The organism is Amycolatopsis sp. PSD-21, assembly GCF_055561455.1.
In genome coordinates this window covers 2,373,687-2,399,701 of record NZ_CM145712.1, presented here as the reverse complement: position 1 = coordinate 2,399,701, position 26,015 = coordinate 2,373,687, and the positions used below count along the sequence as shown (strand labels likewise).

20 protein-coding genes are annotated in these 26,015 nt (G+C 69.6%); 9 read left to right on the top strand and 11 right to left on the bottom strand.

From position 1 onward, the window contains the following. Both ACZ1DY_RS11650 and ACZ1DY_RS11645 read right to left on the bottom strand, forming a co-directional pair. Positions 1–816 carry an ABC transporter permease gene (locus tag ACZ1DY_RS11650; protein ID WP_465484331.1) on the bottom strand — a complete coding sequence of 272 codons (816 nt, stop codon included), beginning with the start codon at positions 814–816 and terminating at the stop codon, positions 1–3. Continuing rightward, a complete protein-coding gene (locus ACZ1DY_RS11645; protein ID WP_046199923.1) occupies positions 816–1,730 on the bottom strand; it encodes an ABC transporter ATP-binding protein in 915 nt (304 codons plus the stop codon). The genes ACZ1DY_RS11650 and ACZ1DY_RS11645 overlap by 1 nt, the downstream gene beginning before the upstream one ends. Positions 1,731–1,848: 118 nt before the next feature. On the opposite strand from ACZ1DY_RS11645, the gene ACZ1DY_RS11640 reads away from it, so the two are divergent. After that, entirely contained in the window at positions 1,849–2,859 is a 1,011-nt protein-coding gene (locus tag ACZ1DY_RS11640) for a M14 family zinc carboxypeptidase (RefSeq protein WP_257488304.1), read from the top strand. A gap of 182 nt (positions 2,860–3,041) precedes the next feature. Here ACZ1DY_RS11640 and ACZ1DY_RS11635 read toward each other — a convergent pair whose 3' ends face one another. From ACZ1DY_RS11635 to ACZ1DY_RS11620, 4 genes are all read right to left on the bottom strand, one after another. Continuing rightward, the gene (locus ACZ1DY_RS11635) at positions 3,042–6,386 is read right to left on the bottom strand and encodes a phosphodiester glycosidase family protein (RefSeq protein ID WP_465485642.1); all 3,345 of its coding nucleotides are present in this window, start codon (positions 6,384–6,386) and stop codon (positions 3,042–3,044) included. Positions 6,387–6,513: 127 nt separating this feature from the next. Then, a complete protein-coding gene (locus ACZ1DY_RS11630; protein ID WP_465484330.1) occupies positions 6,514–7,257 on the bottom strand; it encodes a maleylpyruvate isomerase family mycothiol-dependent enzyme in 744 nt (247 codons plus the stop codon). A 55-nt stretch (positions 7,258–7,312) separates the two neighbouring features. Beyond that, positions 7,313–7,723 carry a nucleoside-diphosphate kinase gene (ndk, locus tag ACZ1DY_RS11625; protein ID WP_005158515.1) on the bottom strand — a complete coding sequence of 137 codons (411 nt, stop codon included), beginning with the start codon at positions 7,721–7,723 and terminating at the stop codon, positions 7,313–7,315. Between the two features lie 64 nt (positions 7,724–7,787). Continuing rightward, positions 7,788–8,135, bottom strand: a complete 348-nt coding sequence (locus tag ACZ1DY_RS11620) for a winged helix-turn-helix transcriptional regulator (protein ID WP_257488306.1) — start codon at positions 8,133–8,135, stop codon at positions 7,788–7,790. 112 nt (positions 8,136–8,247) lie between these two features. Here ACZ1DY_RS11620 and ACZ1DY_RS11615 point away from each other — a divergent pair, with 112 nt between their 5' ends. Further along, positions 8,248–9,141, top strand: coding sequence for an NAD(P)-dependent oxidoreductase (locus ACZ1DY_RS11615; RefSeq protein WP_465484329.1), 894 nt, complete (start codon positions 8,248–8,250; stop codon positions 9,139–9,141). On the opposite strand, the gene ACZ1DY_RS11610 is transcribed toward ACZ1DY_RS11615, so the two are convergent. Beyond that, complete coding sequence (locus tag ACZ1DY_RS11610; RefSeq protein ID WP_465484328.1) at positions 9,095–10,645, bottom strand: alkaline phosphatase D family protein; 1,551 nt, start codon at positions 10,643–10,645, stop codon at positions 9,095–9,097. The two genes, ACZ1DY_RS11615 and ACZ1DY_RS11610, sit on opposite strands and share 47 nt — an antisense overlap. A 158-nt stretch (positions 10,646–10,803) precedes the next feature. Between ACZ1DY_RS11610 and ACZ1DY_RS11605 the strand changes: the two genes are divergently transcribed. Further along, positions 10,804–13,188 carry a penicillin acylase family protein gene (locus ACZ1DY_RS11605; protein WP_465484327.1) on the top strand — a complete coding sequence of 795 codons (2,385 nt, stop codon included), beginning with the start codon at positions 10,804–10,806 and terminating at the stop codon, positions 13,186–13,188. Between the two features lie 205 nt (positions 13,189–13,393). Here the strand turns inward: ACZ1DY_RS11605 and ACZ1DY_RS11600 are convergent, their stop codons facing one another. Further along, positions 13,394–13,792 carry a DUF4233 domain-containing protein gene (locus ACZ1DY_RS11600; protein WP_125694671.1) on the bottom strand — a complete coding sequence of 133 codons (399 nt, stop codon included), beginning with the start codon at positions 13,790–13,792 and terminating at the stop codon, positions 13,394–13,396. Further along, positions 13,789–15,465, bottom strand: a complete 1,677-nt coding sequence (gene folC / locus ACZ1DY_RS11595) for a bifunctional tetrahydrofolate synthase/dihydrofolate synthase (RefSeq protein ID WP_126729740.1) — start codon at positions 15,463–15,465, stop codon at positions 13,789–13,791. The genes ACZ1DY_RS11600 and folC overlap by 4 nt, the downstream gene beginning before the upstream one ends. Before the next feature lie 70 nt (positions 15,466–15,535). Here folC and ACZ1DY_RS11590 point away from each other — a divergent pair, with 70 nt between their 5' ends. Then, entirely contained in the window at positions 15,536–16,165 is a 630-nt protein-coding gene (locus ACZ1DY_RS11590; protein WP_465484326.1) for a class I SAM-dependent methyltransferase, read from the top strand. Between the two features lie 107 nt (positions 16,166–16,272). Then, positions 16,273–17,148: an SGNH/GDSL hydrolase family protein gene (locus tag ACZ1DY_RS11585; RefSeq protein WP_465484325.1), complete on the top strand. Its 876-nt coding sequence runs from the start codon at positions 16,273–16,275 to the stop codon at positions 17,146–17,148. Positions 17,149–17,199: 51 nt separating this feature from the next. On the opposite strand, the gene ACZ1DY_RS11580 is transcribed toward ACZ1DY_RS11585, so the two are convergent. Continuing rightward, on the bottom strand, positions 17,200–19,833 hold the full coding sequence (locus ACZ1DY_RS11580; protein ID WP_465484324.1) for a valine--tRNA ligase: 2,634 nt from the start codon (positions 19,831–19,833) through the stop codon (positions 17,200–17,202). 107 nt (positions 19,834–19,940) lie between these two features. Between ACZ1DY_RS11580 and ACZ1DY_RS11575 the strand changes: the two genes are divergently transcribed. The 4 genes from ACZ1DY_RS11575 to ACZ1DY_RS11560 all read left to right on the top strand — a co-directional run bounded on the left by ACZ1DY_RS11575 (position 19,941) and on the right by ACZ1DY_RS11560 (position 24,595). Beyond that, a complete protein-coding gene (locus ACZ1DY_RS11575; RefSeq protein ID WP_465484323.1) occupies positions 19,941–20,918 on the top strand; it encodes a hypothetical protein in 978 nt (325 codons plus the stop codon). Between the two features lie 31 nt (positions 20,919–20,949). Then, positions 20,950–21,273, top strand: a complete 324-nt coding sequence (locus tag ACZ1DY_RS11570) for a hypothetical protein (protein WP_465484322.1) — start codon at positions 20,950–20,952, stop codon at positions 21,271–21,273. Positions 21,274–21,317: 44 nt separating this feature from the next. Beyond that, on the top strand, positions 21,318–23,630 hold the full coding sequence (locus tag ACZ1DY_RS11565; RefSeq protein ID WP_465484321.1) for an FdhF/YdeP family oxidoreductase: 2,313 nt from the start codon (positions 21,318–21,320) through the stop codon (positions 23,628–23,630). Between the two features lie 80 nt (positions 23,631–23,710). Further along, the gene (locus tag ACZ1DY_RS11560) at positions 23,711–24,595 is read left to right on the top strand and encodes a hypothetical protein (RefSeq protein ID WP_465484320.1); all 885 of its coding nucleotides are present in this window, start codon (positions 23,711–23,713) and stop codon (positions 24,593–24,595) included. A gap of 3 nt (positions 24,596–24,598) precedes the next feature. On the opposite strand, the gene ACZ1DY_RS11555 is transcribed toward ACZ1DY_RS11560, so the two are convergent. Continuing rightward, the gene (locus ACZ1DY_RS11555; RefSeq protein WP_257488317.1) at positions 24,599–25,999 is read right to left on the bottom strand and encodes an LCP family protein; all 1,401 of its coding nucleotides are present in this window, start codon (positions 25,997–25,999) and stop codon (positions 24,599–24,601) included. Between the last annotated feature and the right edge of the window lie 16 nt (positions 26,000–26,015).

The following is a 26,015-nucleotide window of genomic DNA, read 5'->3' as shown; positions in this document are numbered from 1 at the left end:
TCAGACCACCAGCCGTCGGTAGAAGTACTTGTGCGCCAGCGCCCAGCCCGCCCCGGCCAGCACGACCAGGAAGGCGAGGTGGCCCAGCGTGGCGAGCGGGCCGACGGTGCCGAGGCTGACCGCCCTCGCCGCCTCGTTGCCGTGCCACAGCGGGGAGATCCAGGCGATCCACATCAGCGGGGCGGGCAGCTCGGTGATCGGGAAGAACGTGCCGGAGAACAACGTCATCGGGATCAGGACGAACCGGAACACCAGGCCGAACCGGGTGCCCTCGTCGTAGGTGGTCGCGGCGAGCGCCATCACCGGGGTGCCGCACGCGATCCCGGTGAGCGTCCCGATCAGGATGACGGCCGGCACGCCGAAACTCGTCCAGGATCCGAAGAGCGCCGCGATGACGGCGTAGATCACGCCCGCCAGGGTCAGCCGCAGGCTCACCCACATGATCTGGCTGCCGAGCACCTGACCCGGCGTGATCGGCGTGGCGGTGACGGCGATGTAATCCTGCTGCCATTTGAACCCGGACAGCACCGGGTAACTCGACTCCCCCACCGCCAGCTGCGCGGCACCCGCCACGAGCAGCGCGGGAGCGACGTACTCCAGGTACGAGAACCCGCCCGTGGCCGCACCGGCCTGGACCTGCGAACCGAACCCGAGCCCCATCGCGGCAAGGAAGAGCACCGGCTGCAGGCCCGTCGAGTACAAAGTGGACACCCAGTACCGGCGGTACCACATCCAATGGCCCTCGACCCGCAGCCAGGCTCCCGCCCAGCGCGAGACCACGCGGCCCGTCGACGCCTTCGTCCGCGCAGTGGTCATCAGTCCACCAGCGTCCGGCCGGTGAGGCGGAGGAAGACGTCCTCCAGCGAACTGCGGCGGACCAGGCTCGACAGAGGTCGCAGGCCGCGCGCGTGCGCTTGTTCGAGGGTGGCCTCGCCGGTCATCGTGTAGAGCAGGACGCGGTCCGGCAGGACCTCGACGCGTTCGGCGAGGCCCTCGATCCGCTTCGCGGCCGCCTCCTGCTCGCCGTTCGGGAAGCGCAGCTCCACGACCTCTCGGGTGGAGTACCGGCTGATCAGATCCGCGGGCGAGCCTTCGGCGGCGATCCGGCCGTTGTCCATCACGACCAGCCTGTCGCAGAGCTGTTCCGCCTCGTCCATGTAGTGCGTGGTGATGATGAGCGTGGTCCCACCGGCCTTGAGCCGGAACAGCCTGTCCCACAACAGGTGACGGGCCTGCGGATCGAGCCCCGTGGTCGGCTCGTCGAGCAGGAGCAGCTCCGGGTCGTTGACCAGGGACCGCGCGATGGTCAGCCGCCGCTTCATCCCGCCGGAGAGCGAATCGACCTCCGCGTTCGCCCGGTCGGTGAGCTGGGCGAACTCCATCAGCTCCTCGGCCTTGCTCCGCACGTGCGACCGGGAGAGCCCGAAGTAGCGGCCGTAGATCTGCAGGTTCTGCCGGACGGTGAGCTCGGTGTCCAGGTTGTCCTGCTGCGGCACCACCCCGAGCCGGGCGCGGATCTTCGGCCCTTCGACGTCCGGATCCATGCCGAGGACCCGCAGGTCGCCGTCGGTGCGCGGGGAGACGCTCGCGATCATGCGCATGGTGGAGGACTTGCCCGCGCCGTTGGGCCCGAGGAAGCCGAACGCCTCCCCCGGGCGGACCTCGACGTCGATCCCGCGGACGGCCTCGAAATCGCCGAACCGCTTGACCAACGCCTTCGCCTGCACCATCGCCGGTTCGTGCTCTGAGTCACCCACGGTAGGCACCCTAGGACCTGCCACCGACAAAATTCGACCGGTTTATCCGGCCCCTTGTCGGCCGTTGCCCGCTCGTCGATACTCACCGTCCATGAGTCTCAAGCCCAGAATCGCCCTGTTGTCCGTTTTTGTCAGCGCCGGGCTCCTGGTGGCGCCTGCCGCCCAGGCGGCGGAGACCGGTGCGGCCACTGTGGACCCGCGGCCGTCCACCGCCAAGCTGGCCTTCGAACTGCACAAGCTGGCGGCGCTCAGCCACGGCAAGATCAGGGTGGACAAGATCGGCCGCAGCAACGAAGGCCGTCCGGTGTGGGCGGCCAGGGTCGGCCACGGCAAGACGCGGATCCAGTACGTCACCCAGCAGCATGGCGACGAGCCGCTCGGCACCCCCGCCGCGCTCGAGTTCCTGCGCAAGGTCGGGGTCGGGCACAGCCCGTGGGCGCAGAAGCTGCTCGCGAAGGTGACCGTCGACATCGTCGTGCGCGCCAACCCGGACGGGCACGAGCGCGACTGGCGCTACAACTACGACCCGGACGCCACTCCCGAATACGGTGAGAAGGGCAAGGGGTACGACATCAACCGCTACCACGACCCGGCAGTGGCGCCGAAGGACAACCCGGCCACCGAGGCGGGCCTGATCCAGCGGCGGAACGCGTCGTTCAAGCCGGACATCATGGTCGACTACCACATGCAGGGCCGTTACCGGGACGCGAACGGTAAGGAGATCACGGCTTCGACGATGTGGCCGACGCATCCGGGCGTCAAACCGTCCGATGTGGACTTCGCGAAGCAGATCGCGGTCGTGGTGCAGCGGTCGATCGACGGCAACGGCGGCTATGTCTCGCAGTATCCCGGCGGTGACTACCAGGGCATCGCGCGCAACGGGTACGGGCTGCTCGGCAACGGCAGCGTGCTGATCGAGCTGAGCCTCATCCCGGAGCGGGAACAGCAGCAGATCCAGGACGCGCTGGCGTCGATGCTCGCGATCGCGCAGTCCGCTGCCGACGGTTCTGTGCGGAAGGTGGATCCGGCCGACGCCGAAGCGATCCCGCCGCGGGGTCCGGCGCTGCCGGGGTCGGTCGAGGAGGAGCACGAAGCCGCCTGACCTCGTGGGCGCGCTCGGGTGGTGTCGCGAAAGCCACTTTCGGGACATCAGACGTCGCGAAAGTGGCTTTCGCGACAGGGGCGCCGGGCGGTCATGAGCTCGGCCGCGGCCGAAGGTTGCGAAAGCGGCCTCTCGTGAGTGGTAAGGACGGTTCTAACCGTCCTTACCACTCACGAGGTCGTTCAGCGGACGGTGACCGAGAGGCTCTTCGTCACCCCGTTGACGGTGACCGAAAGGTTCGCCGTCCCCGGCCGCAGCGCGGTCAGCACCCCGGTCGCCGGGTCGAACGAAGCGACGTCCCACGGCATCGCGGGCAGGAATCCGCCGGCGATGTGCGTGCCCCAGCCGCCCTTCCAGTCCGCGCTGACCGGGTACGACACCGGCACCTGACGCGCTCCCTGCGTCACCACGGCCCGGACGTCCGCCTTCTCCCCGCGTGCCAGCGACGAGGGCCCGGACACCGTCAGCGTGTCGACGTTCGGCCGCGTCTCGAACCGCACCGGCTGCGCCTTGTCCCCCGGCTCGAACCGGACCATCGTCCAGCCGACGAACCCGCCGTCACCCGGCGCCGCCGCGGGCGACTTCCCAGAGTTCCCGTTCACCAGATACGGCACGCCATCGACCCGCGAGAGATTGAAAACGCCCGCGTGCGAGGCGATCGCGGCCGCCTGCTTGCCAGACTCGCGTTCGAAGGCGGTCAGCCAGCCGGTCAGCATGGCGGCCTCCTTGCGGTCGGCCAGCTGCGAATTCCCGGTCGGGCTGGGGTCCTTCACCGGATGATGCATCGCGACGACCACGCCGCGGATCCGCCTGTCCGCCTTCGCGCCGTCGAGCGCCTCGCGCAGCATCCGGATCTGGTCGAACCCGCCCGCGCGCAGCGAACCGCGCGAGGAATCCATCAGCACCAGCCGGATCCCGGCGATATCGGCGACGCGATGGGTCTCCCCGAACGCCGCCTGGAACTCCGCGAGCCCGTGCCCGCCGTCGGCTTCGTGGTTGCCCGGCACGTAGTACCACGGCGCCTTGCCGACGAGTTCCTCATCGATGATCGAGCGAGCCAGCACGAAATCGGCCGCCGTACCGCGGTCGACGAAGTCGCCGTTGATCAGCACGAGATCCGGTTTCGCCGCCACCGCCTCGCGCAGCGCGCGACGGGCTTGAGCGACCAGCGGCCCGTCAGGCTGGTCCGCGGTGAACTGCGCGTCGCTGACCACGGCGATCCGCAGGCCGCCGGTCGCGGCGCCGTCGGTGATCAACGCCGGGTCGCGCGGTGCCGGGTCGGCGGGAACGGCGGCCGCGGGCGCGACCTCGAAGGTGAGGTCGTCGAAGACCAGCCGTCCTTCGTACTGCTGGGCCGGGACGTTCTCGACGGCATAGAACTTCGTCAGCCGCTGCCCGTCGGGGAGCCCGGCGGGGATGGCCGCGCGCACGTACCGCCAGCCCGTCCAGTCGACGCTCAGCGAAAGATCCACGACGGACGGGACATTGGCGGCGTCACGGAGTTCCGCTCGAAGCCAAGCGCCCTTCGCGTCGCCGTTGACCCACAGGCCGACACGCTGGGTGCCGGGCGGCAGCGCGATCGGTGCCGCCGAGTTCACGTACGCCGCACGCGTGGCGTTGGTCCCGTTCAGCCGGTAGTCCAGCGCGAGACCGCGTCCACCGTCCCGGCCGGGTGCCTCGGAAAGCGCGGCACCGACGACGGCCGGGAAGACGCTGGCGGACCAGCCCGCCGGGCCGTCCAGTGGGGACGCCACGCGGGATTCCGTGCCGACGGAAGCCGCCAGATGCGTCACCTTCCCGCCTGCGGTGGCGGTGATCGCCGAAGCGCCCGACGCCTTGAGCGCCGTGACCGCGAACCCGTCACCGGACGGTTCGATCTTCACCACCGTGGGGTCGTAATCGAGTTTGACGTCGTCGGGCTCGATCCACGTGCCGTAACCGTCGGCGTCGTAGCCGAACACCTTGAACGTGCTCTTCGCGCCTTCACCGGACAGCGCGACCTGTTCGGTGCTCGTGCCCAGACTGACCGGCGAACCGAGGACGTTCAGCGTGGCCTTGCCCATGACACCGCCGCGCTTCGCCAGGACGTCGACGTTCGCGGGCGCGTCCGGCCGGAGCCGGTCGGCGTGCGCGGTGAACACGCCGCCGGTCACGGTGCCGCGCAACGGATTCGTGCTGAGCCACTGGACGTGGGAGTCGACGGCGGCGCCGGTCTCGTCGTGGCCCCCGGCGGCGAGTTTCCGCGTCAGCCCGGAAAGCACGCGCGTCGCGTCGGCGGTGTCCTGCACTGGACGGGGCGCGAATCCGGTCAGGCGCCCGCTTCCCGGCGTGGTCGCGACGCCGATCCCGTTGGGCACCAAGCGTTCCCCGCCGTCCGACGGCGAGTTGCGGACCAATGGCGCCTTCTCCCCTTCTTCACGGGCGAGCATGGTCGACGAGCCGCCACCGTCGAGGTTGAGGGCGTCGTCCGCGCCGAGCGACTTCATGTGCCGGGCGAGTTCCAGTTCCGTCATGCCGCGGCTGTCGGCTTGGCGGCCGTCGACCGTCGCCAGCCACATCTTCGTGCCGTCGGCCGAGAACCCGACCGCGGTCCGCGGGTGCATCGCGACGTTGTCGACCGGCTGCACCGCGCCGTCCCGCAGCAGGACCTTGTTGCCGCCGATCGAGACGGAGAGCTTGCCCGCGTCACTCTTCGGCGCGTACGTGACACCCACCCGGTCGCCGGTCTTCAAGCCGGACAACGTCTCCACGCCACCGTCACGGGCGAGCAGGACCGTCGCACCGGCCGCGATCGGGCCGTCCGCGGGCTGCGGCCGCACCTGTGTGACGACGCCGTCTGAGACCTCGATCTCGACGACACGCCGCGCGCCCGCGACCGAGGTCCGCCGCGAGGACGCGCCCCACAGCGGCGTGTAGACGCCGATCGCGTCACCGCTCAGCACGGGGCTGTTGAAGTTCGACGCGGGCACGACCCGGCCGTCGGGCAGGGTGACCGACGCGTCGAGGAAGACCTCCGCGAGCCGCGCCTTGCCTTCTTCGGTGATCGACGCGGTCAGGTTGTGGCCGCGCGCGGGCGCCGTCTGGAGGTTCCCGGCGTCGATGCCGACGCCGATCGGCGCTCCGCTGGCGTTGATGTCGAAGAAGTCCCCGTTCACGCCGGCGACCGCGCCGGCCCTGGACACCTGCTGCGAAAGCGGTGTCCGCGCGGAAACCGTGCCAGGGCTGAGGTAGGTCGGCTTGAGCGTCTTGCTGGTGAGGTCGACGGCGAGGGTGTCGCCGCGGATCCAGCCCGCCGGGTCGTACCGGTCGAACTCGGTCAGGCTCAGGCCCGGCGCCACGCGCGAAGTCGCGCTGGTGGTGACGAGACCGTCGTCGGGCGCCGCCACGGCGTACGCGGAGGGGCCCTCCTTCGCCGAGGACGCCGCGGGGGCGGCTTCGACGGGCGCCGGACCGAGCGGAGCGGCCAAGGGATCGGCGTGCGCCGGTGGGGCGACGAACAATCCGGGCAGCAGGGCAGCGAGCAGCAACAGGCGTGAATTTCTCACGAATTACCCCACGATCGAGTGATAGGCAGCATCGCTCAGCACAGCGGACGCGAGCCGCCAGGAGAAGACCCCGAGGTGAACGTGAACCGAACGGCGTAGGGCGCGAAGGTCAGGGCGTCATGGGCCCGGCGAGGAAGGTCTCGGCCGCCTCGACGTCACCGGTGATCTTGATACCCGAAGCGGCGAGCTCGATCCGTTGCCACAGCAGCAGATCCAGCTCCTCCGCGGGCCCTTCGACGACGGCGCCGGCCGCTTCGGCGGGGTCCGCCTGCCGCGAGCCGGGGACGTCGGTCTCACCCGGCGGTGTGATCAACCAGGCGTGTCCGGTGTCGGATGTCTTCAGCAGCAACGGAACGGTGACCGCCGGCGGGGTGTGCCAGCGCTTCACCTTCGGCAGCATGCCGAGAAGGACCTCGTCCACGCCGTCGGCGGCGAGGGCCGGGTCCAGGGTGTATTCGGTCCCTGCCGCGCGGTGCGCGTCGAGCAGGTGCACCGCGGTCTCGTGGACCTGGCGGCGGAACCAGAAGGACTTGGTCTTGGCGGCGGCGGTGAAGTTCCAGGCGCCGTCCTGAGGAGCTGCCTCGCTCAGCGCCTCGATGAGCTCGTCCGCGCTTTCGCGGTACCAGGGGGCGAGATCCCCGCCCGGTTCGGCGTCGAGATCCTGCGAGGCGGGCTCGCCGGTGCGCACGATCCCGGCCGCCCAGCGGTGGACGTTGCCGAGGTGGACGACCAGGTCACGCAGGCGCCACTCGCCGCAGCACGGCACGGGCGCGGCGTGGTCCCCGGTGCTCGCGACCCGGGCGAAACCGGTGGTGAGCTCCCGCAAGCGCTCCAGGTACTCGTCCGGTGTCATCGTGGCTCCCCAGGTTCGTGGACGGCGCGGCGCTCCCGCGCCGTCCACGATTCTGTCAGACCTCGGGGAACCAGAGCTTGAGCTCGCGCTCGGCCGACTCCGGCGAGTCCGAACCGTGCACCAGGTTGTACTGGGTCTCCAGCGCGAAGTCGCCGCGCAGCGTGCCCGGGGTGGCCTTCTCGACCGGGTCGGTGCCGCCGGCGAGCTGACGGAACGCGGCGATGGCGCGCGGGCCCTCGACGGCGATCGCGACCAGCGGGCCCGAGGTGATGAACTCGAGGAGGTCGCCGAAGAACGGGCGCTCCTTGTGCTCGGCGTAGTGCTCCTCGGCGACCGAGCGCTCGACGGTGCGCAGTTCGAGGGCGGCGAGCTTCAGGCCCTTGCGCTCGATGCGAGCGATGACCTCGCCGACGAGGCCGCGCGCGACGCCATCGGGCTTGACGAGGACCAGCGTGCGTTCAGTCACGGCGGTATTACTCCTTGGGTGGGATTCGTGCTATTCGCCCGGAGCCTACTGGGTGCTTCGCCGCTCACTTCACTTCGGACCAGGGAATGGCCTCGATCCGTTCGAGGTGCTCCTCGCCCCACTCCCCGAGCGCGGCCATCGCGGTGTTGAGGGAATCCCCGAACTCCGTCAGCGAATACTCCACCTTCGGCGGAACCTGGTGGTACACCTCGCGATGCAGCAGTCCGGTGGTCTCCATCTCGCGCAGTTGCAGGATCAGCACCCGCTCGCTGATCCCGGGCACCGCGCGCCGCAGCTCCCCGAAACGCAGCGGCCCGTCCTGGAGCGCGAACAGGATGAGCCCTTTCCATTTGCCGCCCACGACGGCTATCGCGGCGTCGAGGCCGCAGGTGAACGTGCGGTTCTTGGTCATCGCTTCACATACCTTTATGTCAGTACCTGGCGAAATAGTAGGTACTTGATCGAATGTACGCGACCGCCCAGCATGGAGTCATCCCGAAGATTTCCTTGGACTGGAGCGAAAAATGCCGAAGACGCCGGTGACCGTCGTGGGCCTCGGTTCGATGGGTTCGGCCCTGGCGGACGCCTTCCTGGCGGCCGGGCATCCGACAACCGTGTGGAACAGGACGGCCTCGAAGGCCGAGCCGCTGGTCGCGCGGGGAGCGATCCTGGCCGCGACGGCCGGGGACGCGGTGCGGGCGAGCCCGTTGACCATCGCCTGCCTGACCACCTACGAAAGCACGCGCGCGGCCTTGGAACCCGTTTCCCTGGCCGGACGCGCTTTGGTGACCTTGAACAGCGGCTCACCGGCGGAGGCGCGCCGGATGGCCGAATGGGCGAAAGAGCACGGCGCGCGATACCTCGACGGGGCGATCAAGAACGTGCCGTCGGCTGTGGGAGCGCCGGACACGCTGCTGTACTACGGCGGCGACAAGACCGTTTTCGACGAGCACCTGGAGACGTTGCGGGTCCTCGGCGGCGACACCGTCCACCTCGGCGAGGACACCGATCTGGCGGCGCTGTACGAAACGGCTGTCGGCGGCACCCTGTTGCCCGCGCTGGTCGGGTTCTTCCAGGGTGCCGCCGCGCTGCGGTCGCGCGGGCTCGTGGCCGAGACGCTCCTGCCCTACGCCACCAAGTGGTTCGAGATGATCATCTCGGTGCTTCCGGTGTTCACCAAGGAAATCGACAGCGGCGACTACTCGGATCCCGCGTCCTCGGTGGACATCTTCCACGCCGGCGCCGCCGCCGACCTCGGGCTGGCCGAGGAAGGCGTCGACGTCGCGTGGCAGCTGCCGATGCACGACCTCGTCCGGCGGGCCGTCGAGGCCGGGTACGGCGATCGCAGCATCTCGGTGCTGACCGAACTGCTCAGCGTTGGGGCCGCAGGGTCTTCGACCACAGCGAAGCGCCCGTAGCGTCCCTCAGGTCGACCGTGAGCACGCCGCTCCGGCCGTCGATGTTCACCTCGCCGAAGTGCTGGAAACCGTCGGCGGGCGAGGTGTTCGCGGCGGGCGGGGCGTGCACGAACACCGCTTCCGGCCCGAAGGTCGGGTCGAGGGTGTTCGGGCCGAACGCGCCGGCGTTGAGCGGGCCGGAGACGAACTCCCAGAACGGGTCGAAATCGGTGAACGACGCGCGATCCGGCGAGTAGTGGTGCGCCGCGGTGTAGTGCACGTCGGCGGTCAGCCAGACGACGTTGCGCACCCGGCGCCGCGAGATCTCCCGCAGTACCCAGGCGAGTTCGGTCTCGCGGCCGCCGGGCGCGCCGGGCAGGCCGTTGGCGACACCCTCGATGGCCTTGCCGTCCGGGACGGTGAGCCCGATCGGGAGGTCGGCCTGGACGATCTTCCAGGTGGCCGTGCTGCGGTCGAGCGCGTCGACGAGCCAGCGGGCCTGACGGTCGCCGAGGACGTTGCCCGGTTTGGTCTGGTCCGAGGTGTTGGCGTCCTTGTAGGTCCGCATGTCCAGCACGAAGATCTCGGCGCGGGAACCGTGCCGGAAGTTGCGGTACACGCGGCCGTCGACGGCCTGGCGGCGGTCGATCGGGTGCCATTCGTGGAACGCCTGGAACGCGCGGGCGGCGAGCACGTCGACGCGCTTTTCGGTGTATTCGGGGCGGTCGTTGAGGATCTCACCGGGGTACCAGTTGTTCACGACTTCGTGGTCGTCCCACTGAACGTAGGCGGGAACGTTCGCGGTGAAGCGCTTGAGGTTTTCGTCGAGCAGGTTGTAGGCGAACTGGCCGCGGTACTCGTCGAGCGTCTCGGCGACCTTCGCCTTCTCCGGGGTGACGATGTTGCGCCACACGCGCCCGCCGGGCAGCGCGACGGTCTCGGTGAGCGGCCCGTCGGCGTAGACCGTGTCTCCACAATGGAGGAACAGATCGGGACGGCGGTCGGCCATCGCGCGGTAGATGGTCATGCCGCCGCGTTCGGGGTTGATGCCCCAGTTCTGCCCGGCGACGTCGCCGGACCACAGCAGCCGGACGTCCGAGCGGCCGACCGGGGCGGTGGCGAAGCGGCCGGTGACGGCCTCGCTGCGGGTGCGGCCGTCGAGGTCTTCGGCGGTGACGCGGTAGTGGACCTCGGTCCCCGGCATGAGACCGGCCACGCGGACCTTGCCGGTGCCGCCGGTCTCCGGGCTCATCACCGGGCCACGCACGACGCGCGTGTGCCTGAACGACGGATCCCGGGAAACCTCCACGATCAGCCGCGACGTCCGGTCGGCGCGCGACCAGACGATGCCGGAACCGGTGGTGACGTCGCCGGACTGGACACCGTGGGTGAGCACCGGGCGGTCGCGGCGGAGGAGCGGGACGGCGTTCGCGGCCCCTGGCAAGAGCAAGCCGCCCGCGACGGCTCCGGCTCCGGTGAGGCCGGCTTTGAGCAGCGTGCGGCGGTTGTGGTGGGTTGCGGTCATGGCGCGGTTCTATCCCGTGGTCACGGCCGGTGGGCCAACGGCGGTTGACCTGGTGATGAACGAACGGGCGGTAGCCGGCTCAACCGTTCGGTCGATGCCTCCCCGTGTCGGCGCCGGTACTTTCGATCACGGGGATGGTCGATCCGGATGGGGGAACGATGCGAAGATTCCAGCGCGGTCTCGTGCTGCTCACGGCGGCCTTGGCCGTGTCGAGTGTTACGACGGGGGTCTCGTCGGCGGACGAGCTCGGCCGGTCGCGGGCGGTGATCCGGTACACCGAGTACGGCATCCCGCATATCGCGGCGAAGGACTTCGACGGGCTCGGCTACGGCTACGGGTTCGCCGCGGCCAAGGACAACATCTGCGAACTCGCGAACACCTATCTGACGGTGTCCGCGCGGCGGTCCGCGTACCTCGGTGCGGGCGGCCAGGGCAACCCGGCGATGAGCGAGGCGGAGAACAACCTCGACAGCGATCTGCACTTCCAGCGGATCAACGACTCGGGCGTGGTCGAGCGGCTGCTCGCCCGGCCCGCGCCTCACGGCCCGCGGACAGAGGTGCGGGAGCTGGCGGCCGGCTACGTCGCGGGTTACAACGCGTACCTGAAACAGACCGGCATCCAGGGCATCACCGATCCGGTCTGCCGCGGCGCGGACTGGGTCCGGCCCATCACCGAACTCGATTTCTACCGGCACTTCTACGCCGTAACGTCGGTCGCCGGGCAGGGCTTGCTCGCCTCCGACCTCATCCGGACCCAGCTTCCGTCCACAAAGGACGTCCCCGCCGCGGGGCCGGAGTCGGCGCCGAAAATCGCCGACGGGCTCCGGAAGACCATGAAGACCGGCGAACTCGGCAGCAACGGCATCGCCGTCGGCGGGGACGGGACGAAGTCCGGCGGCGGCCTGCTGCTCGGGAACCCGCACTATCCGTGGCAGGGCGGGCGCCGGTTCTGGCAGGCGCAGCTGACCATTCCCGGCCGGTTCGACGTCGCGGGCGGAAGCCTGCTGGGGCTCCCGATCCCGCAGATCGGCCACAACGCCGACGTCGCCTGGACGCATACGGTGTCGACGGCGATCACGTTCGGCCTCTTCGAAGTACCGCTGGCACCCGGCGACCCGACGACGTACCTGGTCGACGGGAAACCGGAGAAGATGACCGCACAGGAGGTGAAGGTCGAGGTCCGCGAGCCGAACGGCGAGCGACGGCAGGTCGCCCGCACCTTCTACGGGACACGGTACGGCCAGGTCCTCGGTTCGGCGTTCGGCGTGCCCACGCCGTGGACGGCGAAGTCGGCGCACGCGCTGCGAGACGGGAACGCCGGCAACCTGCGCGGCCTCAACACCTGGTTCGAACTGGCCGGAGCACGCGGCACCACGGACGTCGCCAACGCGCTCGCGCGCACCCAAGGCGTCCCGTGGGTCAACACCATCGCCACGGACAGGGCCGGGAACGCGCTGTACAGCGACATCCAGGTCGTCCCGCACGTCACCGACGAGCGGGCGGCCGACTGCGGGACCGCGCTGGGCCGGGCACTCTTCCCCGGCACCGGACTCTCCATTTTGGACGGTTCGAAGTCGTCGTGCGACTGGGGTTCCGACCCGGGTTCCCTGGAGCCCGGCCTGTTCGCGCCGTCCCGGCTGCCACTGCAGCAGCGACGCGACTACGAACTCAACGCCAACGACAGCGCCTGGCTTTCCAACGCCCGCGCACCGATCGCGCCACTCCCCCGGATCGTCGGCTCGACCGGCACCCAGCGGTCGGACCGGACGCGGGAAGCGCTGATCGCCACCGAAGAGGGCTTGGCGGGCAAGGGATTCACGCCGTCGTCGATGAAGGACATGCTGTACCGCGACCGAAGCCGCACGGCCGAGCTCGCGGCCGCCGACACGGCGAAGATGTGCGCGGCCTTCCCCGGCGGCCAGGCTCCGTCCTCGTCGGGGCCGGTGCCCGTCGGCAACGCCTGCGCGACACTGGCCTCCTGGGACCGCACGTTCCGGCTCGACAGCCGCGGCGCGCTGTTCTTCGAGCGGTTCGTGGACCGAATCGGCGGGCTGCGGGGCATCTGGCAGGTCCCGTTCGACCCGAACCGGCCGGTCACCACGCCGAACACCCTCGCGACCGGGAACCCCGACGTGCGGAAGGCCTTCGGTGACACGCTCGCGGAGTTCCGCGCCAACGGCATCCCGGTCGACGGCAGGCTCGGCGACCATCAGACGGTGACCAGGGCCGGGCAGAGGATCCCGATCCACGGCGGGCCGGGCGACTTGGGCGTGCTCAACGTGATCACCGCACAGTGGGACCCGGCCAAGGGCAATCACGAGGTCGGGCACGGATCCAGCTACGTGCAGGTGGTCGGGTTCAGTGGCAAGGCCGCCTGCCCGGACGTCTCGACGATCATGACCTACTCGCAGTCGACCGACGTCACGTCACCGCATTTCGCCGACCAAACGCGGCTGTACTCGCGGGGCGGCTGGGTGCGGGGACGCTTCTGCGCCGCGGACATCGCGAGGTCACCGGAGCTACGGGTGGTGAGGCTGCGCTAGGCACGTGATCACGCGCGGAACTCGCGTGATCGGAGACGTAACTCGCGTGCTTGAAGACGTAACTCGCGTGCTTGGAGGCGTAACTCGCGTGATCGGACCCCGCACACCCGAGTGCGGTCTCCAGACACGTGAGTTACGCCTCTGATCACGTGAGATACGCCGTTGATCACGCGAGATACGCCGTTGACCTGGGGGCCCGGAGAACCTACTGAGGTTGCTGTTGCTGGCTGGGCAGTGTCCCGGCCGCCATCCGCCGCGCCACATCGCGGCGCAGCCACAGGAGCCACAGCCAGATCCCGAGGAAGATCACCCCGAGGATCGCGACGGCGGGCAGCGCGACGAAGAAGGCGATCAGCGCGACCTGCAACACCAGCACCGCGGGCACCGCCCACGGCTTCTTCAGGAAACCGCACAGCACGATCAGCGCGACCGCGATGACGATCACCGACCAGCCGGTGAACGAGCCGACACCGCCGCCGAGTTTCGCCACCACCGGCAGCGCGAGCGCGACGGTGATGCCCTCCATGATCAGCGAGCCCGCCATCACACCGCGGAAGGACTTCATCGGGTCCTTGGCGGGCGGCTTCGGGGTTTCGTCGGTCACGCCGGCTCCTTACCGAACAGGGTCCTCGCCTCACCCGCGGTGACGACCGAGCCGGTGACCAGCACACCGCCGCCCGCCAGCGGCTCTTCGGGGTCGTCGCTCTGCTCGACGAGGCCGATGGCGGTCTCGATCGCGGCGTCCAGGCTGGGCTCGGCCACGACCCGGTCTTCACCGAAGATCGAGATGGCGATGTCGTTGAGCTCGTCGAGCGGCATCGCGCGCGGAGACGAGTTCTTGGTGACGACGATCTCGGACACCACCGGTTCGAGCGCGTCCAGGATGCCGCGGGCGTCCTTCTCCGCCATCACGCCGACCACGGCGACGAGACGGCGGAAGGCGAACTCCTCGGCGACGGTGGTCGCGAGCGCCTTGGCGCCGTGCGGGTTGTGGGCGGCGTCGAGCAGCACGGTCGGTGCGGCGCGCACGCGCTCCAGCCTTCCCGGGGTTTCGACCTCGGCGAAGGCCTCGCGGACGGCCTCGATGACCAGTTGCTTGTCCTTGCCCGCACCGAAGAACGCTTCGACGGCGGCCAGCGCGAGCGCGGCGTTGGCGGCCTGGTGCGCACCGTGCAGCGGCAGGAAGATCTCGTCGTACACCCCGCCGAGGCCCTGCAGCTTCAGCATCTGCCCGCCGACGGCGACCTCGCGCTCCAGCACGCCGAACTCGCTGCCGGCGCGGGCGACGCTCGCGTCGACCTCGACGGCGCGTTCCAGCAGGATCTTCTGCACTTCGGGCTCTTGCTCGGCGATGACCGCGACGCTGCCGGGCTTGATGATCCCGGCCTTCTCCACCGCGGCCTTGGCCGGAGAGCCGCCGAAGTACTCGACGTGGTCGACGCCGATCGGGGTGATGACGGCGACTTCACCGTCGACGACGTTGGTGGCGTCCCAGGAGCCGCCGAGCCCGGTCTCGATGACCGCGGCTTCGACGGGCGCGTCGGCGAAGGCCGCGAACGCCATCCCGGTGAGCACCTCGAACTTGCTCATCGGTACCGCGTCGGGCCCGCCCGCGTTGTCCACCATGGTCACGTACGGCGCGACGTCGCGATACAGATCGACGTACGCGGCGGCGGAGATGGGGGCGCCGTCGAGCGCGATCCGTTCGGTGACCAGCTGCAGGTGCGGGCTCGTGTACCGGCCGACGCGCAGGCCCATCCGGGTCAGCAGCGCGTCGATCATCCGGGTGGTCGAGCCCTTGCCGTTGGTCCCCGCGACGTGCAGCACCGGGTAGCCGCGGTGCGGTTCACCCATGAGGTTGACCAGGGCCGCGATCCGGGCGAGGGACGGCTCGATCTTGGTCTCGGGCCAGCGCTGGTTCAGCTCGGCCTCGACGGCGAGCAGTTCGCGGCGCGCCTGCTGCCCGTTCGGGTCGGCCGGGGCGAACTCGTCGCCCTGGTCGTCCAGTTCGTGCAGCTCCACGTCCTCGGGGGCGACGAGGTCCGGCACGGGGCCGAGCGCGAGGTTGTCCCCCAGCTGCCCGATCCCGCCGATACCGCCCCGTGAACCGCCGCCCGCCTGGTACGCGGCGTCGGGTGCGTCCAGATCCGGGTCGGTGTCGTCGGACGGATCGTGGGCGCGGGCCCCCAATTCGTCGACACCGGCGAAACTGTCCAGATCTGCCAGGTCCGGGGATTCCCTGAAATCTTCGGAATCCCGGCCGTCACCTCGCGGCACGAACTCTCCTCTTAGCCTTGCTACCTGTCGGACCGAGTCTACGTGCGGCTTTTCCTGGCACTCTCGACGCATGGGGTTCAACCACAACGACCACTACCACCCGCTCCTGCTCGACCAGCTTCCTCCCGGCCCCGGCGTGGCGCTGGACGTGGGCTGCGGCGGCGGGCGGTTCGCGCGGCGGCTCGCGGCGACCGGGATGCACGTCGAGGCGATCGACCGGTCCGGCCCGATGATCGAGCTCGCCCGCGCCGCCGGTTCGCCGGGGCCGGGCACGATCTCGTACCGGCAGGCCGACGTGGTCGCCGAGAAGCTGCCGGAGGAGGCGTACGACTTCATCTCCTGCCTCGCGTCGCTCCACCACGTGCCGTTCGACACGGTCACGAAGCTGCGTGACGCGCTGGTCCCGGGCGGTGTGCTGGCCGTGCTCGGCCTCGGCAGGCCCAGCACGTTCGCCGACTACGCGCGAGCGCTCGTGGCGTCCCCGGTCAACGCGCTGGCCAGGGTGGTCGTGTACGCGGGCGAGCGGCTCAACGGCGGGGTCGATCCGCTGCCGACGGCGCCGATCGTGGAGACCTACCCGCCGATGAACCGGATCCGGCGCGACGCGGACCGCCTGCTGCCGGGGAGCAAGGTCCGGAACCTGCTCTTCTTCCGCTATCTCCTCGTCTACCGGCGGCCGGGAGACGATCACCCGATGTGACACCCCAAGCGGGTGAAACCGGCGCCCGACCACCCGATCGGCGGCGCCGACGGGAGCGGATCCGGTTCATTTTTGAGAGGCCATCCAGTCCGGAGATCGGGGTCCTCATGCGCTACAGACGTGTCCTGTTCGCGGCCGTCTCGACCGTCGTCCTGCTGATCGCCTCCGCCACGGCGGCCACCGCCGCCACGCGGTCCTACCGGAATTACGTCGCGCTGGGTGATTCCTACACCTCCGGACCGCTCATCCCGCTCCCCCGCCTCGACCCGCTCTTCTGCGGCAAGTCGACGCAGAACTATCCGTCGATCCTCGCCGCGGCGCTGCGGGTCCGTTCCTTCACCGACATCAGCTGCGGCGGCGCCGACACCACCAACATGACGCAGCGGCAGAGCGTCACCCTCGGCAGCAACCCGCCCCAGTTCAGCGCCCTGCGCGCGAACACCGACCTGGTCACGGTCGGGATCGGCGGCAACGACTACGGCGTCTTCGGCACGCTGGTCGGCACCTGCCCGTCACTGCGCGCGAGCGACCCCACCGGGAACCCGTGCCAGGACCGGTTCACCGTCGGCGGCGTCGACACCATCAAGGCCAAGATCGCCGACACCGGCAAGAACGTCGAGAAGGTGCTGGCCGGGATCCACGCCCGCTCGCCGCGCGCCGACGTGCTCGTCGTCGGCTACCCGCGGATCGCGCCGGAACGCGGCTACTGCCCGAAGATCCTGCCGTTCGCCGAGGGCGACTACGCATGGCTCAACGATGTCGAGAAGGCGTTGAATTCGGCGATCGAGAAGGCCGTCGCGGCCGACGGCAAGGCGACCTTCGTGGACACCTTCGGTCCGTCGGCCGGGCACGACGCCTGCGCGAAGAACGGCGCCGCCTGGATCAACGGGCAGCACACGAAACTGCTCGCCGCGGCGGCCTACCACCCGTATCGCACCGGGATGGCGGGCGTGGCCGGGGTGATCCTCCGACACCTTCGCTGAAAGCCTCGTGAGTGGTAAGGACGGTTAGAACCGTCCTTACCACTCACGAGATCAGGAGGCGGGCAGCGTCGCCAACCGGGCGTTGATGCGCTCGATATCGGCGACCGCGGTCTCCTTGCGGGCCCGGATCTTGCCGATCACCGGCTCCGGCGCCTTATCGATGAAGGCCTGGTTGCCGAGCTTGGCCTCGGCCTGCGCCAGTTCCTTCTCCGCCGCGCCGAGGTCCTTCTGCAGGCGCTTGCGCTCGGCGGCGACGTCGATCGTGCCGGACAGGTCCAGCTCGACGGTCACCACACCGGCCGACAGGCCGACCTCGAGCGACGCGCTCGGCGCGAAGCCGTCCTCGGGCTGGGTGAGCCGGACCAGCGAACGGATCGGCTCGTCGTGCCCGGTGAGCTCGGCGAAACCGTCGCCGGACAGCCGCGCGGCCACCTTCTGGCTGGGCTTGAGGCCCTGGTCCGCGCGGAACCGGCGGACCTCGGTGACCAGCTTCTGCACGTCCGCGATCCGCTTGTCCGCCACGGGGTCGGCGTACGAGGCGTCGGCCACCGGCCACGGGGCGACCACCAGCGACTCACGGCCGGTCAGCGCCGTCCACAGCTTCTCGGTGATGAACGGGATGAACGGGTGCAGCAGCTTCAGCACCGTGTCGAACACGTGCCCCAGCACCGCGCGCGTCGCCGTCACGCGGGCCTCGTCACCCTGGAAGACCTGGACCTTCGACAGCTCCAGGTACCAGTCGCACAGCTCGGTCCAGGTGAACTGGTAGAGCGTGTCGGTGGCCTTCGCGAACTGGTAGTCCGCCAGGTAACCGGTGACCTCGTCGACGACGTTGCCGAGCCTGCCGAGGATCCAGCGGTCGGCCTCGGTGAGCTCGGCGGCCGGGGGCAGCGGGGCGTTCGCGTCCGCGCCGTTCATCATCGCGAACTTGGTGGCGTTCCAGAGCTTCGTGGTGAAGTTCCGGGAGCCCGCGACCCACTCTTCGCCGATCGGCACGTCGGTGCCCGGGTTCGCTCCCCGCGTGAGGGTGAACCGCAGCGCGTCGGTGCCGTAGGAGTCCATCCACTCGATGGGGTCGACGCCGTTGCCCGCGGTCTTCGACATCTTCTTGCCGAACTGGTCGCGGACCATGCCGTGCAGCGCGATGGTCTTGAACGGCGCCTCGCCGGTGGCGTAGAGCCCGAACATCATCATCCGCACGACCCAGAAGAACAGGATGTCGTAGCCGGTGACCAGCACCGACGTCGGATAGAACTTGTTCAGGTCCGGGGTCTTCTCCGGCCAGCCGAGGGTGGAGAACGGCCACAGGCCCGACGAGAACCAGGTGTCGAGGACGTCCGGGTCCTGGGTCCAGCCCTCGCCCGAAGGCGGCTCCTCGTCCGGTCCGACGCAGACGACCTCGTCGTTCGGGCCGTACCAGACCGGGATGCGGTGGCCCCACCACAGCTGACGCGAGATGCACCAGTCGTGCAGGTTGTCGACCCAGTCGAAGTAGCGCTTCTCCATCTCCGCCGGGTGGACGTTCACGCGTCCGTCGCGCACCGCGTCTCCGGCGGCCTTCGCGAGCGGGCCGACCTTGACGAACCACTGCAGCGAAAGCCGCGGCTCGATCGGCTCCTTGGACCGCTCGGAGTGCCCGACGCTGTGCAGGTACGGGCGCTTCTCGGCGACGATGCGGCCCTGCTCGCGCAGCTTCTCCCGCACCGCGACACGGGCCTCGAAGCGGTCCATGCCGTCGAACTCGGTGCCGGTGCCGTCGATCCGGCCCTGCTCGTCCATGATCGTGATCATCGGCAGGTCGTGCCGCTGGCCGATCTCGAAGTCGTTCGGGTCGTGGGCGGGCGTCACCTTGACCGCACCGGTGCCGAACTCCGGGTCGACGTGCTTGTCCGCGACGATCGGGATCTTGCGCCCGGTCAGCGGAAGCTCGACCTCGGTACCGATGAGGTGCGTGTAGCGCTCGTCGTCCGGGTGGACCGCGACGGCGGTGTCGCCGAGCATCGTCTCCATCCGGGTGGTCGCCACGACGATCGCGTTCTCGCCGTCGCCGTAGCGCATCGAGACGAGCTCGCCCTCGACCTCTTCGTGCTTCACCTCGGCGTCGGACAGCACCGACCGCAGCTCCGGCGACCAGTTGACCAGCCGCTCGGCGCGGTAGATCAGACCGTCGTCGTAGAGCTTCTTGAAGATCGTGTTGACGGCCTTGGACAGGCCGTCGTCCATGGTGAACCGCTCACGGGTCCAGTCGACGCCCTCGCCGAGGCGCTTCATCTGGGCGAGGATCTTGCCGCCGTGCTCGTTCTTCCACTGCCAGACGCGCTCCACGAAAGCCTCGCGGCCGAGCTCGCGGCGGCTGGTGCCCTCGGCGCGGAGCTGCTTCTCGACCAGCGCGTGGACCGCGATGCTCGCGTGGTCCATGCCCGGCAGGTACAGCGTCTCGTCGCCGAGCATGCGGTGGTAGCGGGTGATGGCGTCGATCAGGGTGTGCTCGAACGCGTGCCCGATGTGCAGCGAACCGGTCACGTTCGGGGGCGGGATGACTACCGTGAACGGCGGCTTGTCCGACGTGGGGTCGGCCGTGAAGTAGCCGGCGTCTACCCAACGCTGGTAGAGCGAGGCTTCTTCGTCGGCCGGGTTCCAGGTACCCGGAAGGTCGGTCTGCTGCGGCTGGGCGTTCTCGGTCACAGTTGACAAGTCTACGAACCCTCTCCATCGAGTTCCTCACCGGCCGTAACGCCCGGCGTTCCCAGCCGATGAGGGGTTGTCGTGACGCACTGGGGAGGGGCGGGCTCTTGGAAGACCGGCGGTTGGAGACGCATCCGGATCTGATGGATCCGGACTGGCGCGAGCACGCGGAAGTGGACGCCTGGCTCGGCGCGAAGAAAGACCTCAAGAAGCGGCGGAAGCAGGCGTCGCGCCGCGGTTTCCGGGTGTCCGGCGGTCCCGTCCTCGTCCTGGCGCTGATCGCGCTCGTGGTCGCGGCGGTCGTCGTGCACCGGGTACAGGGACGCGGCGTCAACGACGTCCCCGGCTTCGGGCAGCCACCGAAGGCCGCGCCGGTGTCCGGCGGGGTCGACCTGAACCGGCCTTACGACCGCACCCCCGCCGCGTACTGGCGCGAAGGCATCGCGGGGATCGTCGTGCCGCCAGGGAATGCCGTCGGCGGCTTCACCGCCGAGGAGGTCGACGCGGCGTACCGGACCGTGACGGAGGCCATCGCTGCGGCCAGGCTGGGTTCCCGGGCACTGCAGAACGCGGACGGCTCGGAACTGCTCCGCCTGCTCACCCCGAACGAACGCGTCCGGCTCGAACCGGTGCTCACCAGCCGGCTTAAGGTCGAAAAAGGCAAGTACCTGACTCTCATCGGCCCGCACCGCCTGCTCCCGGTGAGCCCGCGCATGACCGGCTTCCTGACATCGAAAGCCGGCGAAAAGGGCGAACTGGTCGTTCACGCGAGTTACACGACCGCGTACGCCTTCGACGCGCATCCGGGCGAGGCCCGGTCGCCGTCGGACATCGTCCCGTTCGTCCGCGACGAACAGGACTACGTGATCCGCAAGGCGCCGCCCTTCGCCGAGGCCGACGCCGGGCTCAGCTTCGGCGAAGGAGCGGGCTACCACTCGCACATGGCGTGTGACGCGCTCAAGGCCGGCATCCTCGCGCCCCAGTACTCTGACAAGAGCAAACCCGTCGACGGAGCGCTCGCGGTCGACGAAGTGGACACCTACGACCCGACGAAACCTCTGCCGTCGACAGGCAACTGCGGTTAGCCGGCCAGAAACCCTGGGGAAGAGGACAGAGATGGACGAAGAAGACCGGCGGATCGAGACCCACCCGGACCTGGTCGACCCGAACTGGCAGAAGCACGCCGAACTGGACGCCTGGCTCGGCGCGAAGAAGGAGCTCAAGAAGAAGCGCCGCAGGCAGCGCAAGGCGGCGGCCTCCGGTGGCGGCTACCACGCGCCGGGGTCGAGCCGCTGGCCCGGCGTCGCCGCGATCGTCGCCCTGATCGTGCTGGTCGTGGCCGCGGTGACGGTGAACGCGGTGCAGGAACGCGGCGTCAACGAGACGCCCTGGTTCCCGCTCGACGAAAAGCAGATCGCCCGGATCGTCACCGACGCCTGACCCCCTCGGTCGCGCGCCGGAGCGGCAAGGCGCACGATGGGGTCATGACCCGCGAAGCACCCGCGAACGACGTTGACGAGACACAGCTCGAAGTCGGGAAACCGAAGAGCTGGGCGGCCGGGATCCCCGGGGTCGCCGTCTCCCTGATGCGCGGCATGGAACAGATGGGCGCCGCGCGCACGGTGAAGACGCTGCGCCTGCTGAACCAGCGCGACGGCTTCGACTGCCCCGGGTGCGCCTGGCCGGAGCCGCGCGAGGTCGACGGTGAGCACCGCAAGCTCGCGGAGTTCTGCGAGAACGGCGCGAAGGCCGTCGCCGAGGAGGCGACGAAGCGTCGCGTCGGCCGCGAGTTCTTCGCCGCGCACTCCATCCACGAGCTGGCGGACAAGACGGACTACTGGCTCGGCCAGCAGGGCCGCATCACCGAGCCGTTCGTGCTGCGCGAAGGGGCTTCGCACTACGAGCCGATCTCCTGGGACGACGCGTTCACGCTGGTCGCGGACGAACTGCGGGCACTGAGTGACCCGAACGAGGCGATCTTCTACACCTCCGGCCGCACCAGCAACGAGGCCGCGTTCCTCTACCAGCTGCTCGTGCGCTCCTTCGGCACCAACAACCTTCCCGACTGCTCCAACATGTGCCACGAGTCCTCCGGCGCGGCGCTCGCGGCCACGACCGGGATCGGCAAGGGGTCGGTGTCGCTCGCCGACATCCACAAGGCGGATCTGATCGTGGTGGTCGGCCAGAACCCGGGCACCAACCACCCGCGGATGCTGTCCGCGCTGGAGGAGGCCAAGGGCAACGGCGCGAAGATCATGGCGGTCAACCCGCTGCCCGAAGCCGGTCTGATGCGGTTCAAGAACCCGCAGAACGTCCGCGGTGTGGTCGGCAAGGGCACCCCGCTGGCCGACGAGTTCGCGCAGATCCGGCTCGGCGGCGACCTCGCGCTGTTCCAGGCGATCGGTCATCTGCTGCTGAAATGGGAGCAGGAGACTCCCGGCACGATCGTCGACCGCGCGTTCGTCGAGTCGTCCACCGAGGGGTTCGAGGACTACGCGAAGCATCTGCGCGAGATCGACTGGACCGAGGTCGGCGCCGCGACCGGCCTGCCGCGGGAGCAGATCGAGCGGCTCGCGCGGATGATCGCGACCTCGAAGCGGACCATCTACTGCTGGGCGATGGGCCTGACCCAGCACAAGCACGCCGTGCAGACGATCTCCGAGATCGCGAACCTGGCGCTGGTGCGCGGCATGATCGGCGAACCGGGCGCGGGTCTGTGCCCGGTTCGCGGGCACTCCAACGTCCAGGGCGACCGGACGATGGGCATCTGGGAGAAGATGCCGGAGTCCTTTATGGACAGTCTCGACGCCGAGTTCGGCATCAAGGTCCCGCGCGACCACGGTTACGACACCGTCGCCGCGATCCGCGCGATGCGGGACGGCGAGGGCAAGGTCTTCTTCGCCGTCGGCGGCAACTTCGCTTCCGCCACCCCGGACACGGAGCTGACCGAGAAGGCGCTCAAGTCCTGTTCGCTGACCGCGCACGTGTCGACGAAGCTCAACCGGTCGCACGTCGTCCCCGGCAAGACCGCGCTGATCCTGCCCACCCTCGGCCGCACGGAACGCGACGTCCAGGCGGGCGGCGAGCAGTTCGTCACCGTCGAGGACTCGATGTCGCAGGTGCACACCTCGCGCGGCAGGCTGGCGCCGGCCAGTGAGCACCTGCTGTCCGAGGTCGCCATCATCTGCCATCTCGCGGAGGCCCTGCTCGGCGCCGGGCACGCCGTGCCGTGGCGGGACTTCCACGCCGACTACGACCTCATCCGCGACCGGATCGCCCGCGTCGTCCCTGGCTGCCACGACTACAACGCCCGGGTGCGCGAGCCGGACGGGTTCGTCCTGCCGCACGCGCCGCGTGATTCGCGGCAGTTCAACGGGACCGCCAACGGCAAGGCGAACTTCACCGTCTCCGAGCTCGAGTATCCCGAGGTGCCCGAAGGCAGGCTGCTGCTGCAGACGATGCGCAGCCACGACCAGTACAACACCACCATCTACGGTCTTTCCGACCGTTACCGCGGGATCGAGGACGCGCGGCGCGTGGTGCTGGTGAACCCCGAGGACCTGGTTTCGCTCGGGCTCACCGACGGCGCGATGGTCGACCTGGTCTCGGAATGGCGGGACGGCGACCGCCGGGCCCCGCGGTTCCGCGTGGTCTCCTATCCGACGGCGAAGGGCTGCGCTGCGGCGTATTTCCCCGAGGCGAACGCGTTGGTGCCGCTGGATTCGGTGGCCGACAAGTCGAACACGCCGGTGTCGAAGGCGATCGTGGTGCGGTTGGAGCCGGTGACCGCACCTTAGGCCGCCCGGTCGGCGGTGTCGGGCGGGACGGGCCGGGTCCACCGTGAAGTGACCGACCCACTTCGCGGAAAGGCCTTGCCATGTCACGAAGATCGGCTCTGCGTTGCTTCGCCGCCCTGGCCTCGCTCCTGCTCGTCGCGGTACTGCCCGGCGCGGCCACCGCCGCTCCGGGCGCACCGCCGCCGCTGCCCTTCGTCTCCCAGCTCGACCTGTCCTGCTACCGGACCGAGGGCTACAAACCGCCGCCGGTGGAGCTCACCCTCACGCACCTCAACCCAGTCCTCGCGAAATTGCCGTCGGAGACGGTCAAGCTGGGCGAACGCCAGCAGCTTTGCGTACCGGTCGCGAAGAACGGCGCGATCCCGCCGCCGGGAATCCTCGACTACGTCCGCTGGGTGGATCTGTCCTGCTACCGGATCGAAGGCCGCGCGGCCGACTTCCCGCTGACGCTGAGCCAGCTGAACCCCGTCGTACAGAAGCTCGGTATCCAGGACGCACACGTCACGATGTTGTCGCCGGAGCAGTTGTGCGTCCCCGTCGCGAAGAACGGGACGCTGCCGCCGCCGGAGATCCTGTCGTTCGTGCGGCACATCGACCTCGAGTGCTACGCCCTGCGCGTCCTCGGTATCCCCACCATCCCGTTCCCGCTGACACTGGGCCATCTCAACCCGGTGCTGGCCGGCCGGCCGAAGACGGACGTCAAGGTCGGCAACGCGCGGCAGTTGTGCGTCCCGGTGGCCAAACGCGGTGACGAGATCCCGCCGGAGGTGCTCGGCACCGTCCAGTGGCTGGATCTGGCGAAGGCGGACGTCAGCACCGCGCCCAGCGTCGTCGGTCCGGTCACGCTGAAACTGACCCACCTGAACCCGGTGTTGGCGCGGCTTCCCAGTGAGGAGGTCGTCATCACCGAGCCGACCCAGCTCGGCCTTCCGGTGGCCAAGAACGGCAAGGTCCCGCCGGGCTGAGCATCAGTCGATGCAGCCCGCGGTGTCCGGGGTGATCGGCTGATCACCCTGGGCGGGCGCTCCCCCGCCCGCGGACACGCCCGGTCCTTTGTAGACCTGACCGAGAACGACCTCGACCTGGCCCGCGGCGACCGAATCTGCTTTCTGGACGTCCAGTCCGCCGAGCAGTTTCGCGATCTCCGCCGCGGGTCCGGCCGCGTCGCTGTACCGGACGACCGACGTCCGCCGCCCGGCCTCGGCCTTCGTGTCGCCCTTGCCGTAACCCTTCTCCGCCAAGAGATCCGAGACGCGGGCGGCGAGACCGTCCTTGCCGCTCGCGTTGACGACGTCGACCTTGGGGCCGGCCGGAGCCTGCGGGGTCGCGGGCTGCGCGCCGATCAGCGAAGCGGCGAAGGCGCGCACCTGGACGGGATCCACCTGCACGGCGGTCCAGGTCGGATGCCGGGGGTCGTAGCGGTAGTCGGGGTTGACCACCGGGATCGTCTCGAACGCGATACCGCCGCCGGACACCCCGCGCATCTGCCGGACGAAGTCGAGCAGGTCCCACGAACCGTCGAGCACCACCGAACGCTTCACCGCGTCGATCAGGTCGGACACGCGCGCCGGGTTGGCGAGGGTCCCGCCGGACAGCACCTTCTGCGCCAGTCCCGCGAGGAACACCTGCTGACGGCGGACGCGGTCGAGGTCGCTGCGGGGGAGGTTCTTGCGCTGGCGGACGAAGGCGAGCGCGTCGGCCCCCTGGATCGTCTGCCGCCCGGCCGGGAAGTCCGCGCCCGAATCGCGGTCCTTGGTGGCCTTGTTCAGGCAGACCTCGACCCCGCCGACCGCCTTGCTGATCTCGTAGAAGCTCAGCAGGTTGACCTCGGCGAAGTGGTCGATCTTGACGCCGCTGAGCTCCTCGACCGCCTTCAGGGTCGCCTTCCGCGCGGCGGTGATCGCCTGTTTGTTGATCTCGGCCTTGTCGGTCTTGCCCGCCGCGCGCTGCTCGTTCGCCGAGGCGAACTTGGTCCGGCCGAAGATCTCGTTGATCTTGCTCTTGTCCTTCGAGCCCGGCTGCGCGACCCATGAGTCCCGCGGGATCGAGAACGCCTTCACCGCCTGCTGCCCGTTGGGGATGCGGAGCACGATGAGCGTGTCGGTCAGGTCGTCGCCGTTCGCCCCGGCGCGCAGCTCGCGCAGGATCTCCGGCGGAAGCGGCCGGTCCTGGTTGTCGGTCCGCGCGTCGCGGCCGACCAGGAGGATGTCCAGCGAGCCGTCGGCGGGCTGCTCTCCCGGGTCCGGCGCCTCGATCACGTCTTCACGCGTGACGCCTTCGAGCGACTCCAGCGTCGTGTATCCGTACGCGGTCCCGCCGAACACCGCCACCGCCAGCGCGGCGACCAGGACCTTCCCCAGCTTGTGCACGTTCCATAGACGCGCG